At 56.8% G+C, this 14,756-nt stretch carries 17 protein-coding genes and 1 tRNA gene; 9 read left to right on the forward strand and 9 right to left on the reverse strand.

Annotated elements, in window-relative coordinates:
• Positions 1–277 precede the first annotated feature (277 nt).
• Positions 278–580: a hypothetical protein gene (locus tag KFS80_RS07875; protein ID WP_212544426.1), complete on the reverse strand. Its 303-nt coding sequence runs from the start codon at positions 578–580 to the stop codon at positions 278–280.
• A gap of 372 nt (positions 581–952) precedes the next feature.
• Between KFS80_RS07875 and thrS the strand changes: the two genes are divergently transcribed.
• From thrS to KFS80_RS07920, 9 genes are all read left to right on the forward strand, one after another.
• Positions 953–2,875 carry a threonine--tRNA ligase gene (thrS, locus tag KFS80_RS07880; protein WP_007913488.1) on the forward strand — a complete coding sequence of 641 codons (1,923 nt, stop codon included), beginning with the start codon at positions 953–955 and terminating at the stop codon, positions 2,873–2,875.
• Positions 2,875–3,426, forward strand: a complete 552-nt coding sequence (gene infC / locus KFS80_RS07885) for a translation initiation factor IF-3 (RefSeq protein WP_170947229.1) — start codon at positions 2,875–2,877, stop codon at positions 3,424–3,426. Before thrS ends, infC begins: the two co-directional genes overlap by 1 nt.
• Positions 3,427–3,486: 60 nt before the next feature.
• Complete coding sequence (gene rpmI / locus KFS80_RS07890) at positions 3,487–3,681, forward strand: 50S ribosomal protein L35 (protein ID WP_002553160.1); 195 nt, start codon at positions 3,487–3,489, stop codon at positions 3,679–3,681.
• A gap of 28 nt (positions 3,682–3,709) precedes the next feature.
• Positions 3,710–4,066, forward strand: a complete 357-nt coding sequence (gene rplT, locus KFS80_RS07895; RefSeq protein WP_007913489.1) for a 50S ribosomal protein L20 — start codon at positions 3,710–3,712, stop codon at positions 4,064–4,066.
• A 109-nt stretch (positions 4,067–4,175) separates the two neighbouring features.
• Positions 4,176–5,192 carry a phenylalanine--tRNA ligase subunit alpha gene (gene pheS / locus KFS80_RS07900; RefSeq protein WP_003226365.1) on the forward strand — a complete coding sequence of 339 codons (1,017 nt, stop codon included), beginning with the start codon at positions 4,176–4,178 and terminating at the stop codon, positions 5,190–5,192.
• A 26-nt stretch (positions 5,193–5,218) separates the two neighbouring features.
• Complete coding sequence (gene pheT / locus KFS80_RS07905) at positions 5,219–7,597, forward strand: phenylalanine--tRNA ligase subunit beta (RefSeq protein ID WP_212544427.1); 2,379 nt, start codon at positions 5,219–5,221, stop codon at positions 7,595–7,597.
• Positions 7,598–7,600: 3 nt separating this feature from the next.
• Positions 7,601–7,903 carry an integration host factor subunit alpha gene (ihfA, locus tag KFS80_RS07910; RefSeq protein ID WP_002553164.1) on the forward strand — a complete coding sequence of 101 codons (303 nt, stop codon included), beginning with the start codon at positions 7,601–7,603 and terminating at the stop codon, positions 7,901–7,903.
• Complete coding sequence (locus KFS80_RS07915) at positions 7,884–8,240, forward strand: MerR family transcriptional regulator (RefSeq protein WP_003179985.1); 357 nt, start codon at positions 7,884–7,886, stop codon at positions 8,238–8,240. The genes ihfA and KFS80_RS07915 overlap by 20 nt, the downstream gene beginning before the upstream one ends.
• Positions 8,241–8,329: 89 nt before the next feature.
• Positions 8,330–8,406, forward strand: a tRNA-Pro gene (locus KFS80_RS07920).
• Positions 8,407–8,485: 79 nt separating this feature from the next.
• Here KFS80_RS07920 and KFS80_RS07925 read toward each other — a convergent pair.
• The 8 genes from KFS80_RS07925 to yejK form a co-directional block, all read right to left on the reverse strand.
• Positions 8,486–9,649, reverse strand: coding sequence for a tyrosine-type recombinase/integrase (locus KFS80_RS07925; protein ID WP_338109587.1), 1,164 nt, complete (start codon positions 9,647–9,649; stop codon positions 8,486–8,488).
• Entirely contained in the window at positions 9,535–9,921 is a 387-nt protein-coding gene (locus tag KFS80_RS27145) for a hypothetical protein (RefSeq protein ID WP_224788391.1), read from the reverse strand. Before KFS80_RS27145 ends, KFS80_RS07925 begins: the two co-directional genes overlap by 115 nt.
• Before the next feature lie 78 nt (positions 9,922–9,999).
• Positions 10,000–10,926, reverse strand: coding sequence for a DHHA1 domain-containing protein (locus KFS80_RS07930; RefSeq protein WP_246541706.1), 927 nt, complete (start codon positions 10,924–10,926; stop codon positions 10,000–10,002).
• Positions 10,927–11,182: 256 nt separating this feature from the next.
• Entirely contained in the window at positions 11,183–11,557 is a 375-nt protein-coding gene (locus KFS80_RS07935; protein WP_212544429.1) for a hypothetical protein, read from the reverse strand.
• A 70-nt stretch (positions 11,558–11,627) separates the two neighbouring features.
• A complete protein-coding gene (locus tag KFS80_RS07940; protein ID WP_212544430.1) occupies positions 11,628–12,368 on the reverse strand; it encodes a hypothetical protein in 741 nt (246 codons plus the stop codon).
• Between the two features lie 47 nt (positions 12,369–12,415).
• Positions 12,416–13,078, reverse strand: a complete 663-nt coding sequence (locus tag KFS80_RS26895) for a hypothetical protein (RefSeq protein ID WP_246541714.1) — start codon at positions 13,076–13,078, stop codon at positions 12,416–12,418.
• Positions 13,079–13,092: 14 nt separating this feature from the next.
• Complete coding sequence (locus KFS80_RS07950; protein ID WP_212544431.1) at positions 13,093–13,677, reverse strand: hypothetical protein; 585 nt, start codon at positions 13,675–13,677, stop codon at positions 13,093–13,095.
• A gap of 45 nt (positions 13,678–13,722) precedes the next feature.
• Complete coding sequence (gene yejK, locus KFS80_RS07955; protein WP_212544443.1) at positions 13,723–14,730, reverse strand: nucleoid-associated protein YejK; 1,008 nt, start codon at positions 14,728–14,730, stop codon at positions 13,723–13,725.
• Positions 14,731–14,756: the final 26 nt, after the last annotated feature.

Here is a 14,756-nt window from a genome sequence, read left to right on the forward strand (position 1 = left end):
GAAACATATATTTTCAGTAGTGCTGTGCTGCTCAGGCCAACTGGGCACACCGGAGTATCATAGTCGAAATGTTCGCTTTGGTAGCCCCCCGGACGTGCTGTTTGCCAATCAGTCGTGTTTTCTTTACTGCCTGTTTCGGCTGAAAGCCCCGGTTTACAAGGGTTTGCGCGGAACGTAAAGACAATAAAAAAACCTGTAAAACCTGCATAAATCCTCCGAAAAGGCTCAAATTCAGCCCTTTTTAGAGGCGCTGAGCCGATTCAAAAGACTTTTTTGATCACTTTTTCGCCGGGGTATTTGCCTTGCATTTGGCGATTTGGCCCAGCGCTTTCTGCTGCAATTCAGGAGTAGCCTTGTTGTCCATCAGCGCCTGAATGTCGCTGGCCGGATAAGACTTGATGGCGTCAGCGCCGCAAGCACAATGAGATTTCGCTGCCGCAGCACCGATTTGTTGGGTCGCAGCCTGAGTGCACTGCGCCATGTACTTTTCGCGCTCGCCCTTTGGCCAATCGGCGTGGGCAGTCAACGGCAGCAACATAACGATAGGGGCGACGACGGCGAACAGGGTATTCAGACGCATGCGAGGATGCTCCTTGTGGGTCAATGTCTTGTTATCTGAGGGCTGAAAGGCCGATCAAGTTCAGCACTCTGGCATAAAAACGGACGATTTGCCTTCTGATCAAACAGAGGCATAAGTGACCGCTCATCTGTGCTAGCATGCCGGGCTCAAGCGTTCTCAGGCGCCGGATGACCTACAGTCCCGGACGCGGTCAACGTGCGAATATTTCTGATTTGAATCCCAGTCACTCTGGTTCGGTTTTCCGGTTGGCCGCAAGGCTCCTGCCGCTGTAAGGCAGGCGTTCGTCATTGAATGGCCTGGATCGGATCTTGTACTGGCTCATCCCAACCCACGTGACCTTTGGTAGGGGTCACCACTAGGAGAGGAGGCGCCATGCCAACTATTACTCTTCCCGACGGCAGTCAACGTTCATTTGATCACCCGGTTTCCGTAGCCGAGGTCGCCGCATCCATTGGTGCTGGCCTGGCCAAAGCCACACTGGCCGGCAAGGTCAATGGTCAACTGGTCGACGCCAGCGACATCATCAGCAGCGACGCGACCCTGCAAATCATTACGCCAAAGGATGAAGAGGGGCTGGAGATCATTCGCCACTCTTGCGCTCACCTGGTGGGGCATGCGGTCAAGCAGCTGTACCCGACTGCAAAAATGGTGATCGGCCCGGTCATCGACGAAGGCTTCTATTACGACATCGCCTTCGAACGTCCTTTCACTCCGGACGACATGGCTGCGATCGAACAGCGTATGCAGCAACTGATCGAGAAAGATTACGACGTCATCAAGAAAGTCACTCCGCGCGCCGAAGTGATCGAAGTGTTCAAGGCCCGCGGCGAAGACTACAAACTGCGTCTGGTCGAGGACATGCCGAACGAACAGGCCATGGGTCTGTACTATCACGAAGAATACGTCGACATGTGCCGCGGCCCGCACGTGCCGAACACTCGCTTCCTGAAATCCTTCAAATTGACCAAGTTGTCGGGCGCCTACTGGCGTGGCGACGCCAAGAACGAGCAATTGCAGCGCGTTTACGGCACCGCTTGGGCGGACAAGAAGCAGCTGGCGGCTTACATCCAGCGCATCGAAGAAGCTGAAAAACGCGATCACCGCAAGATCGGCAAGCGTTTGGGCCTGTTCCACACCCAGGAAGAATCCCCGGGCATGGTGTTCTGGCACCCGAACGGCTGGACGCTGTACCAGGTGCTTGAGCAGTACATGCGCAAGATCCAGCGTGACAACGGCTACCTTGAGATCAAAACCCCTCAAGTCGTTGATCGCAGCCTCTGGGAAAAATCCGGGCACTGGGCCAACTACGCCGACAACATGTTTACCACGCAGTCGGAAAACCGCGACTACGCCATCAAGCCGATGAACTGCCCATGCCACGTGCAGGTGTTCAACCAAGGCCTGAAGAGCTACCGCGAGCTGCCGATGCGTCTGGCAGAGTTCGGTGCCTGCCACCGTAACGAGCCGTCGGGTGCGCTGCACGGCATCATGCGTGTGCGTGCGTTCACTCAGGACGACGCCCACATCTTCTGCACCGAAGAGCAGATGCAAGCCGAATCCGCTGCATTCATCAAGCTGACCATGGACGTTTATCGCGACTTCGGCTTCACCGACGTCGAAATGAAACTGTCCACTCGTCCGGAAAAACGCGTCGGTTCCGACGAGCTGTGGGATCGCGCTGAGGCCGCATTGGCTGCAGCCCTTGATTCTGCGGGCCTGCCGTACGATCTGCAGCCGGGTGAGGGTGCGTTCTACGGACCGAAGATCGAGTTTTCGCTAAAAGATTGCCTCGGTCGTGTCTGGCAATGTGGTACCTTGCAGCTCGATTTTAACCTGCCTGTCCGTTTGGGCGCTGAATACGTCTCCGAAGACAACAGCCGCAAACACCCAGTGATGTTGCACCGTGCGATCCTCGGTTCCTTTGAGCGTTTCGTCGGTATTTTGATCGAGCACTATGAAGGTGCATTCCCTGCGTGGCTCGCGCCGACCCAGGCGGTGATCATGAATATCACTGATAAACAGGCAGATTTTGTTGCAGAAGTTGAAAAAACTCTCAACGAAAGCGGATTTCGTGCCAAGTCCGACTTGAGAAATGAAAAGATCGGCTTTAAAATCCGCGAGCATACTTTGCTCAAGGTTCCCTATCTCTTGGTAATCGGAGATAAGGAAGTCGAGATGCAGACTGTCGCTGTGCGTACTCGTGAAGGTGCTGACCTGGGCTCGATGCCCGTCGCCCAGTTCGCTGAGTTTCTCGCGCAAGCGGTTTCCCGGCGTGGTCGCCCAGATTCGGAGTAATTATTATTAAGCGTGAAATGAGACAAGATAAACGAGCTGCACCGAAAGCCCCGATCAACGAGAATATCTCGGCACGCGAGGTTCGGTTAATTGGGGCTGAAGGTGAACAGCTTGGGATTGTGTCAATTGAAGACGCGCTTCTTAAGGCTGAAGAGGCCAAACTGGATTTGGTGGAAATTTCCGCCGATGCAGTACCCCCTGTTTGCAAACTGATGGACTACGGCAAATCGATCTTCGAGAAGAAGAAGCAGGTTGCCGCGGCCAAGAAAAACCAGAAGCAGATTCAGGTTAAAGAAATCAAGTTTCGTCCAGGGACGGAGGAAGGGGATTACCAGGTAAAACTGCGCAACCTGGTACGTTTCCTGAGTGATGGGGACAGGGCCAAGGTATCCTTGCGATTCCGCGGCCGTGAGATGGCCCACCAGGAGCTGGGGATGGAACTCCTCAAGCGGGTTGAAGCTGACCTGCTCGAGTACGGTTCGGTCGAACAGCATCCTAAGATGGAAGGACGCCAGCTGATCATGGTCATCGCCCCGAAAAAGAAGAAGTAATCAACAGGGCACGGCAGGCCTTCTGATTATGTTTATCAACTGAATGCGGAGTATCCGAACATGCCAAAAATGAAAACCAAAAGTGGTGCTGCTAAGCGGTTTCTGAAAACTGCTAACGGTATCAAGCACAAGCACGCTTTCAAGAGCCACATCCTGACTAAAATGTCGACCAAGCGTAAGCGTCAACTGCGCGGTAGCAGCTTGCTGCATCCGTCTGACGTGGCAAAAGTCGAGCGCATGCTGCGCCTTCGTTAATTTTAGTCAAGAATAGAGGAAGTAACTCATGGCTCGTGTAAAGCGTGGCGTCATTGCCCGTAAGCGTCACAAAAAAATTCTGAAACTTGCTAAAGGCTACTACGGTGCACGTTCGCGCGTATTCCGTGTTGCCAAGCAAGCGGTAATCAAGGCAGGCCAATACGCCTACCGTGACCGTCGTCAGAAAAAACGTCAGTTCCGCGCTCTGTGGATCGCTCGTATCAACGCTGGTGCTCGTGTTAACGGTCTGTCCTACAGCCGTTTCATCGCTGGCCTGAAAAAAGCGTCCATCGAGATCGACCGTAAGGTTCTGGCTGATCTGGCAGTGAACGAAAAAGCGGTGTTTGCTGCGATTGTCGAGAAAGCTAAAGCCACCTTGGCTTAAGTACCCCCGACAATCACCCGGCCTCACTTCCGTGGGGTCAGGTGGTAAACGTCTTAAATAGGGGAAGAGCCTTCAAGCTCTTCCCCTATTTTGTATCTGGAGTCTGTACATGGAAAACCTGGATGCGCTGGTCTCTCAAGCACTAGAGGCTGTGCAAAGCGCTGAAGATATCAATGCCCTGGAGCAAATCCGGGTTCAATACCTTGGCAAAAAGGGTGAATTGACTCAGGTGATGAAGACCCTGGGGAATTTGCCGGCAGAAGAGCGTCCGCAAGTCGGCGCCCTGATCAACGTTGCCAAGGAACGTGTTACAGGCGTTCTCAATGCGCGCATGGCACTGTTTGAAGAAGCCGAACTGGCTGCCAAACTGTCCGCCGAATCCATTGACGTGACATTGCCGGGCCGTGGCCAGACCTCCGGTGGTCTGCATCCGGTTACCCGCACTCTGGAACGTGTTGAACAGTTCTTCACCCGCATCGGCTACGGCATTGCCGAAGGCCCTGAGGTCGAAGACGACTATCACAACTTTGAAGCGCTCAACATCCCAGGCCACCACCCGGCCCGGTCGATGCATGACACCTTCTATTTCAACGCAAACATGTTGCTGCGCACCCATACCTCGCCGGTACAGGTTCGCACCATGGAATCGAAGCAGCCGCCGATCCGCATCGTCTGCCCAGGCCGCGTGTATCGCAGCGACTCCGATATCACCCACTCGCCGATGTTCCACCAGGTCGAAGGCCTGCTGGTTGATCGCGACATCAATTTTGCCGATCTCAAAGGCACCATCGAAGAATTCCTGCGGGTGTTCTTCGAGAAAGAACTGGCCGTACGTTTCCGTCCTTCGTACTTCCCGTTCACCGAGCCATCCGCTGAAGTCGACATGGAATGCGTGATGTGCAGCGGTAAAGGCTGCCGCGTCTGCAAACAGACTGGCTGGCTGGAAGTGATGGGCTGCGGCATGGTTCACCCGAACGTGCTGCGCATGTCCGGCATCGATCCGGAAGAGTTCTCCGGCTTTGCCTTCGGCATGGGCGTCGAGCGTCTGGCCATGCTCCGTTACGGCGTGAACGACTTGCGTCTGTTCTTCGACAACGACTTGCGGTTCCTCGCGCAATTTCGCTAGTCGTAACGAATTCTTAGGAGAACAGGATGAAATTCAGTGAACAATGGCTGCGTGGCTGGGTTAGCCCGCAGGTAGATCGCGATGAGCTGGTTGCTCGTCTGTCGATGGCCGGTCTTGAGGTCGATAGCGTTACGCCGGCCGCCGGTGTATTCAGCGGCGTGGTTGTGGGCGAGGTGCTGAGCACCGAGCAACACCCTGATGCCGACAAATTGCGCGTTTGCCAGGTCAGCAATGGCGCGGAAACCTTTCAGGTCGTGTGCGGTGCGCCAAATGTGCGTCCGGGCTTGAAGATTCCGTTCGCCATGATCGGTGCCGAACTGCCGGGCGACTTCAAAATCAAGAAAGCCAAATTGCGTGGCGTTGAGTCCAACGGCATGCTCTGCTCGCAAGCCGAGCTGCAGGTTGGTGAGGGCAACGACGGTCTGATGGAACTGCCGGCCGATGCGCCAGTGGGCGAAGATTTCCGCGTGTACCTGGATCTGGAAGACGCCAGCATCGAGGTTGACCTGACCCCGAACCGTGGCGACTGCCTGTCCCTGGCCGGTCTGGCCCGTGAAGTTGGCGCGCTGTATGACGCTCCGGTCACCCGTCCAGTAGTGCCGGCCGTAGCTGCCGTGCACGACGAAGTGCGTTCGGTCGAAGTGTTGGCGCCGGCTGCATGCCCGCATTACCTCGGCCGCGTGATCCGTAACGTCGACCTGTCCAAGCCTACGCCGCTGTGGATGGTTGAGCGTCTGCGTCGTGCCGACGTGCGCAGCATCGACGCTGCCGTCGACATCACCAACTACGTGATGCTCGAGCTGGGTCAGCCGCTGCACGCTTTCGATCTCGCCGAAATCAATGGCGGCATCCGTGTGCGCATGGCGGAAGAGGGCGAGAAGCTGGTACTGCTCGACGGTCAGGAAGTCAGCCTGCGTAGCGATACGCTGGTGATTGCCGACCATACTCGCGCTCTGGCGATTGCCGGTGTGATGGGTGGCGAGCACAGCGGTGTGTCCGCGACCACTCGCGACGTGTTTCTGGAAAGTGCTTTCTTCGACCAGATCGCTGTCGCGGGTAAGGCTCGTTCCTACGGTCTGCACACCGATGCGTCGCACCGTTACGAGCGTGGCGTTGACTGGCAACTGGCCCGTGAAGCCATGGAGCGCGCCACTGGCCTGCTGCTGGAAATCACTGGCGGCGAAGCCGGCCCGATCATCGAGACCGTCAGCGAGCAGCACCTGCCGTCGATCGCGCCGATCACCCTGCGTTCGCAGCGCATCACTCAGATGCTCGGCATGGAAATGGATTCGGCTCAGGTTGAGCGTCTGCTCAGCGGCCTGGGTCTGGGCATTACTGCCGACGGCGCTGACCAATGGCGCGTAGAAGTGCCAAGCCATCGCTTCGACATCAGTCTTGAAGTCGATCTGATCGAAGAACTGGCTCGCCTGTACGGTTACAACCGTCTTCCGGTTCGTTACCCGCAAGCGCGTCTCGCGCCGCAAGCCAAGGCTGAAGCGCGTAGCGATCTGCCGGAACTGCGTCGTCTGCTGGTGGCTCGTGGTTATCAGGAAGCGATCACCTACAGCTTCATCGATCCACGCCAGTTCGAACTGTTCAATCCAGGCGTTGAGCCGCTGTTGCTGGCCAATCCGATCTCCAACGACATGGCTGCCATGCGCTCGTCGCTGTGGCCGGGTCTGGTCAAGGCGCTGCAGCACAACCTCAATCGTCAGCAAGATCGCGTGCGTCTGTTCGAAAGCGGTCTGCGCTTCGTTGGTCAGCTCGAAGGTTTGAAGCAAGAGCCGATGCTGTCGGGTGTTGTCTGCGGTAGCCGTCTGCCGGAAGGCTGGGCACAAGGTCGCGACACCATCGACTTCTTCGACGTCAAAGCTGACGTGGAAGCGGTACTGGGTTTTGCCGGTGCACTGGATTCGTTCACTTTCGCACCGGGCAAACACCCGGCGCTGCACCCGGGTCAAACCGCGCGCATCGAGCGAGAAGGGCGTGAAGTCGGTTTCATCGGCGCCATTCACCCGGAATTGTCGAAAGCCTTGGGTCTGGATCGTCCAGTCTTCGTTTTCGAGCTGGTTCTGGCTGAAGTGGCACTCGGTAAAATGCCGAAATTCCACGAGTTGTCGCGCTTTCCTGAAGTGCGTCGTGACCTTGCATTAATTGCACACAAAGACGTCGCGGCCTCGGCAGTACTGGACGTAATCCGTGAAAATGCAGGCGAATGGCTCACAGATCTCAGGCTGTTTGACGTATATCAGGGTAAAGGCATTGATCCTGATAGAAAAAGCCTTGCAGTTGGCTTGACCTGGCAGCATCCATCGCGCACTCTTAATGACGATGAGGTGAATTCGACGACGCAAAATATCCTCACCTCGCTCGAACAAAGGTTGAACGCCACGTTAAGGAAGTGACGTATGGGGGCTTTGACGAAAGCTGAGATGGCGGAACGTCTGTATGAAGAGCTGGGCCTGAACAAGCGGGAAGCCAAGGAATTGGTAGAACTGTTTTTCGAGGAAATCAGGCACGCTCTTGAAGACAACGAGCAGGTCAAATTGTCCGGTTTCGGCAATTTCGACCTTCGGGACAAACGCCAGCGGCCTGGCCGCAACCCGAAAACGGGGGAAGAAATCCCGATCACGGCTCGCCGTGTGGTCACCTTTCGTCCAGGGCAGAAGTTGAAGGCCCGAGTTGAGGCTTATGCTGGAACCAAGTCATAACGACGAATTACCCGTCATCCCGGGCAAACGCTACTTCACCATCGGTGAAGTCAGCGAGCTGTGTGCCGTAAAGCCACACGTGCTGCGCTACTGGGAGCAGGAGTTTCCTCAACTCAACCCCGTCAAACGCCGCGGAAACCGCCGGTATTATCAGCGCCAGGACGTGCTGATGATCCGGCAGATCCGCGCGCTCCTTTACGATCAAGGTTTCACCATCGGCGGCGCACGCTTGCGCCTGTCCGGCGATGAAGCCAAAGACGACACTACCCAATACAAACAGATGATTCGGCAGATGATTGCCGAGTTGGAAGACGTGCTGGTGGTTCTCAAGAAATAAAAAGCTGCTTTTGAATACTTCCAGTTTTCAAAAGCTTGCGATATATTCTTGAGCGCTCTTCGAGGTGAAGGGTGAGATGAAAAACCAGTCGGGGCGTAGCGCAGTCCGGTAGCGCACTAGCATGGGGTGCTAGGGGTCGAGTGTTCGAATCACTCCGTCCCGACCAAATAATTCAATGACTTAGGCCAATGTTTACAGCATTGGCCTTTTTCATGCGCGTGACATTTGCGTGACTTCTCCATTTCTCACGCCTGCTTCCTCTTCAATATTGTCAGCACCGGCCCACGCGAATCGGTTGCTGATACCATATTTGCAGCTTCAATCAGATGCCCTAGCTCAGCGCCCGAGTAGTGACTGGTGATGCTGCCGTTCTTATGACCCAGAAGAGCCTTTCGGTCTTCCTCGGTTACGCCCGCCGCTCGAAGGCGACGGCCAAACGTGTGCTTCAAATCGTGAATCCTGATCGAAAGATAGCCAGGGTGAGCGGGGCGAAAGTTTTCCTCCTGCCAGAGTTTCGCCGCTCTCACTCGCGCCTTCTTCCAAGCCGAGTCGTTCATCCGGTGCATTGCGTTGCCGTTGTAAGGAAAAACCCATTCCTTGCTCAGGCCGCGCTGCTGATCAATGATCGACTTGGCTACGCTGTTCAGCACCACCAGGCGCTCGTCGCCATTTTTCACGCCAGACCGTTCGTGTCTGCCGCCAAAGTCAGCCGGGATCAGGAACACACTGGTACCGAGTTCCGGCACCGAAATCTCCCAGTCCCACCTCAGCTTGCAAACTTCCTGCTCTCGACAGCCGGTGTTCACCTTGAACAGCGCCATCGTCTGCAGGTGGGCCGGCAACTCCCCGAAAAGAATCGACTGCTCCTCCCACGACATCGGATAGGGCTTGCGACTCGATTTCTTCTCTTCTAGCTTCGTGAGCATTGGCACGCTATCCAGCCACGGCCGTCGCTCATCGTCTCGCCACTTCCTGGCACACAACGACAAAACCCGAACCACACGCTCGATCGAGATATTCACCGTTCTGTTGCTCACGCCTTTCTTCACCTTGCCATCCGGCAGCGTTTTGGTCGCCAACCTGTCCTTAATGAAAGGCCCGAGGGCCTGGTCATCAATATGGGTCAGCGGCATGTCGCCGATGAATTCGTCCAGCTGTGAAAGGTGGTGAGCCGAAAGCTTGATCGAAGGCTGATCCTTAAATTCGACCAAGAAACGCATCGCCGCATCCCGCCACGTTCTGACCTGCCGAACGCCGTAGACCTTCTCCTGCCGGATCTGCTCCAGTCGATGAATTAGGTAGCGCTCTGCTTCTTGCCGGTCACTTGTTCCAGTAGATTCGTAAAGTCTTTCGCCGTTGATTTTCTTGTCGATATGCCAGAGACCTTTCCTTTGGGAGAGGCCTGTGATCGTTTTTCGCGCCATTGTGTTTCTCCTTTCTGGCGCTCGCTGCGGGGCAATTGTTGCTCCCTCGCGCCCTTTTTATCAATTGCCTTGGCTGCCACGTAAGACGATGCCCACGCATCAAGCTCCTGACGATCGAAGCCGACACCGCGTTCCCCGATCGGGAACTCATTCACGAACGGCCTGACGATTTCGTTAAACAACGGCAAATTCATGCTCAAGTAGGCAGGCGCCTCCCCGGCGCGGATAAAGCGTGGCTGCAATTTTTGTGCGCCCATACAGCATCCTTTTCCCCTGATGGGGCGGTTAAATGGGGGTGCTCCATGCCGCGCGTGGCGGCAGAAGGTGGTGATGGGTTACAGAGTTAGTTCGTGGCCGAACGGTACGCGGAAGCCTGAGGCGTTACGGTGGCCTCCACCGCCGTACTGCTTGGCGATCTCGGAAACGTCTAAGCCTCCATCGGTGCTTCGCAGGCTGAAAGAACGTCCGTCTGGAGTGTCCCAGTAGCAGGCCGCAAAGGGTTCGCCCTGTGCCATAAGGTGGCCGGCGTCACTGGTCAGCGTGTATGGAAGGCTGGCGGCAGGAACATCGTGACCACCGATCACCAAGCGCCGCTTCGTTACAGCGACCAGTTCGGCAACGTCTTTGTGATGCTTGCGCTCAATTGCCGCACCATCTGATCGCAGTGTCTGCACGTCGGCGGCCATCAACTGATCCCAGATTTCGAAATCATAGGGGTAGCTGAAAAGGTTGGCCTGAATCTCTCTGGTGCCGTCCAGTTCGAACAACCACAAGTCGCGGTCTTCGATGTGGCGCAGAAGCTGCGGCGGTTCTTGGTCAGGGAAGTAATGATTCCAGGCCAACATTGCGCCGCTACGATTCATGTCGAAGCAGCACGCAATGGCTGGACCATTTTGTGAGTGGGCCATGTCATGCGCCGTCTTCCAGCCAAGCAACGGAGAGCCATCATCGTGGCGGGTATCCTCTTCGATCCCAGCATGGAATGGCTCGAAGCGGGACAAGTCTTCGGCAGCGCTTTTATGGTGGTCGAGCACGATGATGCTGTTCGCCTTGTACGCGAGCGCTGCCAGCACGTCGTACTTGTAGCTGAAGTCGACGAGGATTACGTCCTTACCGGTGACGTCTGCCGGCTCCTGCCCATAAACTCCCGGCACAAACTCGACATCGGTGCCGAGCGCTTGCCTGACAACCCATGCAGCGCCGAACCCGTCAGCGCAGTTGCCGTGGTAGATGCACATCGTTTTGCGTTGAATCTCGGACATACGAATTCCTCGCCCGCCGCACACCGGCAGGCTGTTGAGTTGGGGGAGGGGTTACTGCTGGGCGCGGCGTTGGAAATCAGTGCAGCGCACGATCACCGTCTGCCCGTCGTTCGAAAGCGGAGGCATGGTGCTGAAGGGAAGTTGGCTGCAATTGCGGTGAGCGTGGGTGCAGGTGGCGCACATGCCACCTTTGGGTTGATGGTTCATCGCCATGGCCCTCGGTAGATGTCTTGGAGCATGAACAGGCTGGCGAGGATCATAGTAGGTGCGCCCCTGCTTCGAGTAGGCCGTCGCGGTCTTCGCGCAGGTTGTCGCGCTCATGCCTGAGTTCGTCGCGCTCCCTGACCAAAGCCTTGATGGCGGTCGAGATATTCCGGTGGCCGAGGGTGATGGTGATGGCCTGTGCTTCGTCGAACAGCTTGACCTTCTGGTCTCGGTCGTCCGCTGCTCGCGCGGCCAGCTCCTTTCCGTGGATCTTGAGGCAACGCTTGCAGGTGACGTGGCGCCAGTCATTAGTGAGCTGCTCGTCGGTCATTACGCCATCGGTGCCGCAGTAAACGTGTTCGGGCGGATCCTGATCGGCCTCGGTGCCGCCATCCCACGGGTACAAGTGAATCGCTCGCTTGCTCATCCGATCACCGCCTTTATGGTCAGTACCAATGGAAGCCAGAAGAAGAGGGTGCAGCCGAGTGTGCACTTGGTCACCATGGCGCGGCCTTCCTTACGTCCTCGACTGTGACGATGTGCGGGGTGACGTCCTTGATGGTGAAGAATTCAGGCTGGCAGTGCTTACGCGCCCAGGCCATGAGCGGCCGCATCGCCCGCACTAAGTCCGCCTTCGCCTCGGCGTCGAGCGTTGGGTAATTGTCGACCCACTCGCCGGCGTCGCTTTCGTAGGCGCGTTCGCTCATGTGTTCGAGCAAATCGTCTTGGTCTGGCAGAAATTTCGCCGGGTCGTCCTTGCACTCGGTGCCGCGATAGACCGTATCGCCTTCGTACAGGCCTGACCTGAAGCTGGCCGGGTGGCCATCGCCGCAGCTGTCATGGCCGTAATTATCTTTGAGGAGTTCGTCGAGGTTGTCGTAATCCCACGAACCGTTCTCACCGGTGAGCGACCATTTCTCTCCGGTTTCGGGAGCTTCGTAGTCTGGAATCGAGTTCGCTGCAGCGATCGGCAGGGCCGCCCTGAACTGTTCGAGATACCCGGCAGGCTTTGATCCCCAGCGATTTACAAGGCATTCATCATCAACCGCCGCGCCCTCGTCTTCGGGCTCGCCTGACGGTTCGCCCGGTACCATGAAGAACTCTCGCTCGACAGCATGCAGAAGATCGGAAAAGCGTTTGGTGTTTTCGATGTTGACCAGCAGCGTCGACAGTTCGTGGTTGGAGCTGAGGCCGAACACGTTGTAGATGCGGGCCAGCTCTGGCTTATGTTTGGGCATGACTTCGTCCTTGCCGCTATAGCGGCTGACTTTGAATGGGGAGGGAGTTAAGGCTTGGAGTGAATTTCGAGGAGGTGTTCGACTTGATTGGACATCTGCCCGCCGTCCTGCGCTGCTTCGACAAGTTCGAGCGCCCAGTCTTGGAGCCAGTCACGCGGCACACCAATAATCTGCGTGCCTGGTGCGTGGGAACAATCCAGCGGCCAAGCTCTGAGAACCTTGTCCCCTTTGTACGCCAGCAGGGGCTCACCGGTTTCTTTCTCAGTCCATTTGCCGTCGGCGTCCAGCATGGCGAACGTCAGCGCTACATCGCGTTCACCGTCCCAGTTGTCGATGTGGCGCACGGCGTAGAGACCCGGCTTGTAGACCGAACCCGCTGCTGGCTTGAGCGCTGTAAACACCTCGCCGCGCATCGCGTCAATGGACGAAGATGGCACCGCGCCCGGGTCACCCTGGATCGCATAGAACAGTTCATTGGATCGGAGCAACAGCGCCTCCAGCTCATCAATCCGCTGATCCGCTGCGTTCAGGCGCATCTGCAGGGCCTGCTCGCGCGCCAATGACTCTTCGAGCAAAACGCTGGCGGGCTTGTAAGGAGTTGGGCATTCGCCGCGGGGTGGTTCGGCGAAGGAACCCTCAGCTTTGCAGCCCCTGCATACGACAAAGCCGCCGTCGTCGGCCTCAATGGCGTCATTGAAATGCGTATTCATCATGCAGCCTCCAGTCAATTGTCGGTGCCGGTGTAAGTGCGCCAAGGCACCTTCACGCCGTTTACGAGGAATCCCCAGTCACCGCGCCACTTGCTGGTGATGAAGAGTGTGATGACGCCGCCGGGGGATACCTGGTCGATGCGGTGGTATTCGCCGTGGTTGAGGCGGGCGGTGTCTCCTGGCCGGCGATCGAGGTATTCGGTAGCCTGGAATGCAGCGTCGAATGACTGGCGCAGCTCGGAGGCTTTCATCAGCAACTGGTGAAGTGCCGGATCATCAGGTTGAAGCAGACGCTGCTCCGTGTACCAGCCGCGCAGAATGATCGTGCGAGCATTCCATGGGTGATCGTGCAAATCCCGATCTTCATCCGGCCGCATGATGTGGTGGACGCGGAATGACCACGGGCACCACCACAGCGCCGGCTTGTGTGTCTCCCGGCTGTACGGATTGAACAGCCACCACCGGCCCATGTACATCTCGGCGCAATCGGCGGACATGATGTGCTGGTACGGGGTGAGCTTGGCGCGGGCGATAAGCCAGTCGGCGATGGCCGGGCGCGCGAGTAACTTGGCGATGATTCGCCAGAAGAGATTGATCACGTTTGGCGTCCTATGCCGGGGCATGCCCGGGCGGTGGAGGGTGGGTTAGGCCGTTACGCGCTTCAGCTGTTCTGTAAGTTGAGTTGGCAGTCCACGTAGAGTCAGCGTGCCGCCGGCTTCGTCGAACTCGATCTTCGACCCGAGCAGGTGCTGTTCGAAGCTGATCGACAACCCCTCTGCGCGGCCAGTGAACCGCCGAAATTTGTTGAGGGTCTTCTTGTCCGGCGGCAGGGTGTCTGAAAGTCCGTAATCAGCGGCCTTGATAAAGTCGGCGAAGGCTTTTGGCTGATCTTCGTTAATGAGCTCCGACAGTTCGTCGATGGTGATCGGCTCGCCCAGCTTGGCTTGGGCCATCGAGTAACTGACGAGGGTTTGGGTCTTCTCGCGTGCAGATTCTTCGCCCAGATCCTCACTCTCAACGAAGTCGCTGAAGGCCTTGAGCAGCGTCCGAGTTTCGCCGGCCCCGTCGATCCCTTCCTGACATCCGATGAAATCACGAAAGTAGTCGTTCAGCTTGCGCCCCTGTTTGCCCTTGATAAACGAGATGTACTGCTTCGATTGCGGATTGCTCTGCCACTCGCTGATGTTGATGCGCGAAGCCAGGCGGATGTGATCCAGATCCAAGCGCTTGACCGTCATTAAGCTGAGTTCTTCGGTCATGGTCACCGCTTCCGTTTCTTGCACCAAGGCAATGATCAGATAGTCGGTGAGACCTTGTCGGTAGTGACAAAAGAGGGCGTGCCCGCCCGTAGTCAAGTTCGATTCCTCCATCAATCGGGTCAGGTGCTCGACGGCGATGATGCTGAAATCGAGGAAGTCAGAGCCGCCAGCCAAGTACTTGGCGAGCCAGCCGCTGAGAGGGAACGCGCCAGATTCGGCGTGGAAGAATCCCCAGCCCTTACCGCTGGTGGCGTTGTAGTTTTCGTTGAACTGATTCATCAGATCGTCACGGGCTTGGCTTTCGACCTGCTCGGAACTGCCGAGGAATAAAACAGCCGGGTTGCCGTCAGGCTTTTTGTCGATCTTGTGAATTACGCTGTGGAGTACGGGCATGAAGATTTCCTCGGGGCATACGCCTG

The organism is Pseudomonas rustica, assembly GCF_018336155.1.
In the GTDB taxonomy this organism is placed as follows: Bacteria; Pseudomonadota; Gammaproteobacteria; order Pseudomonadales; family Pseudomonadaceae; genus Aquipseudomonas; species Aquipseudomonas rustica.

Coding starts and splice junctions, on each gene's coding strand:
- KFS80_RS07875 (WP_212544426.1), bottom strand. CDS start 580: ATGCGTCTGAATACCCTGTTCGCCGTCGTCGCCCCTATCGTTATGTTG.
- thrS (WP_007913488.1), top strand. CDS start 953: ATGCCAACTATTACTCTTCCCGACGGCAGTCAACGTTCATTTGATCAC.
- rpmI (WP_002553160.1), top strand. CDS start 3,487: ATGCCAAAAATGAAAACCAAAAGTGGTGCTGCTAAGCGGTTTCTGAAA.
- rplT (WP_007913489.1), top strand. CDS start 3,710: ATGGCTCGTGTAAAGCGTGGCGTCATTGCCCGTAAGCGTCACAAAAAA.
- pheS (WP_003226365.1), top strand. CDS start 4,176: ATGGAAAACCTGGATGCGCTGGTCTCTCAAGCACTAGAGGCTGTGCAA.
- pheT (WP_212544427.1), top strand. CDS start 5,219: ATGAAATTCAGTGAACAATGGCTGCGTGGCTGGGTTAGCCCGCAGGTA.
- ihfA (WP_002553164.1), top strand. CDS start 7,601: ATGGGGGCTTTGACGAAAGCTGAGATGGCGGAACGTCTGTATGAAGAG.
- KFS80_RS07915 (WP_003179985.1), top strand. CDS start 7,884: ATGCTGGAACCAAGTCATAACGACGAATTACCCGTCATCCCGGGCAAA.
- KFS80_RS27145 (WP_224788391.1), bottom strand. CDS start 9,921: ATGGGCGCACAAAAATTGCAGCCACGCTTTATCCGCGCCGGGGAGGCG.
- KFS80_RS07930 (WP_246541706.1), bottom strand. CDS start 10,926: ATGTCCGAGATTCAACGCAAAACGATGTGCATCTACCACGGCAACTGC.
- KFS80_RS07935 (WP_212544429.1), bottom strand. CDS start 11,557: ATGAGCAAGCGAGCGATTCACTTGTACCCGTGGGATGGCGGCACCGAG.
- KFS80_RS07940 (WP_212544430.1), bottom strand. CDS start 12,368: ATGCCCAAACATAAGCCAGAGCTGGCCCGCATCTACAACGTGTTCGGC.
- KFS80_RS26895 (WP_246541714.1), bottom strand. CDS start 13,078: ATGAATACGCATTTCAATGACGCCATTGAGGCCGACGACGGCGGCTTT.
- yejK (WP_212544443.1), bottom strand. CDS start 14,730: ATGCCCGTACTCCACAGCGTAATTCACAAGATCGACAAAAAGCCTGAC.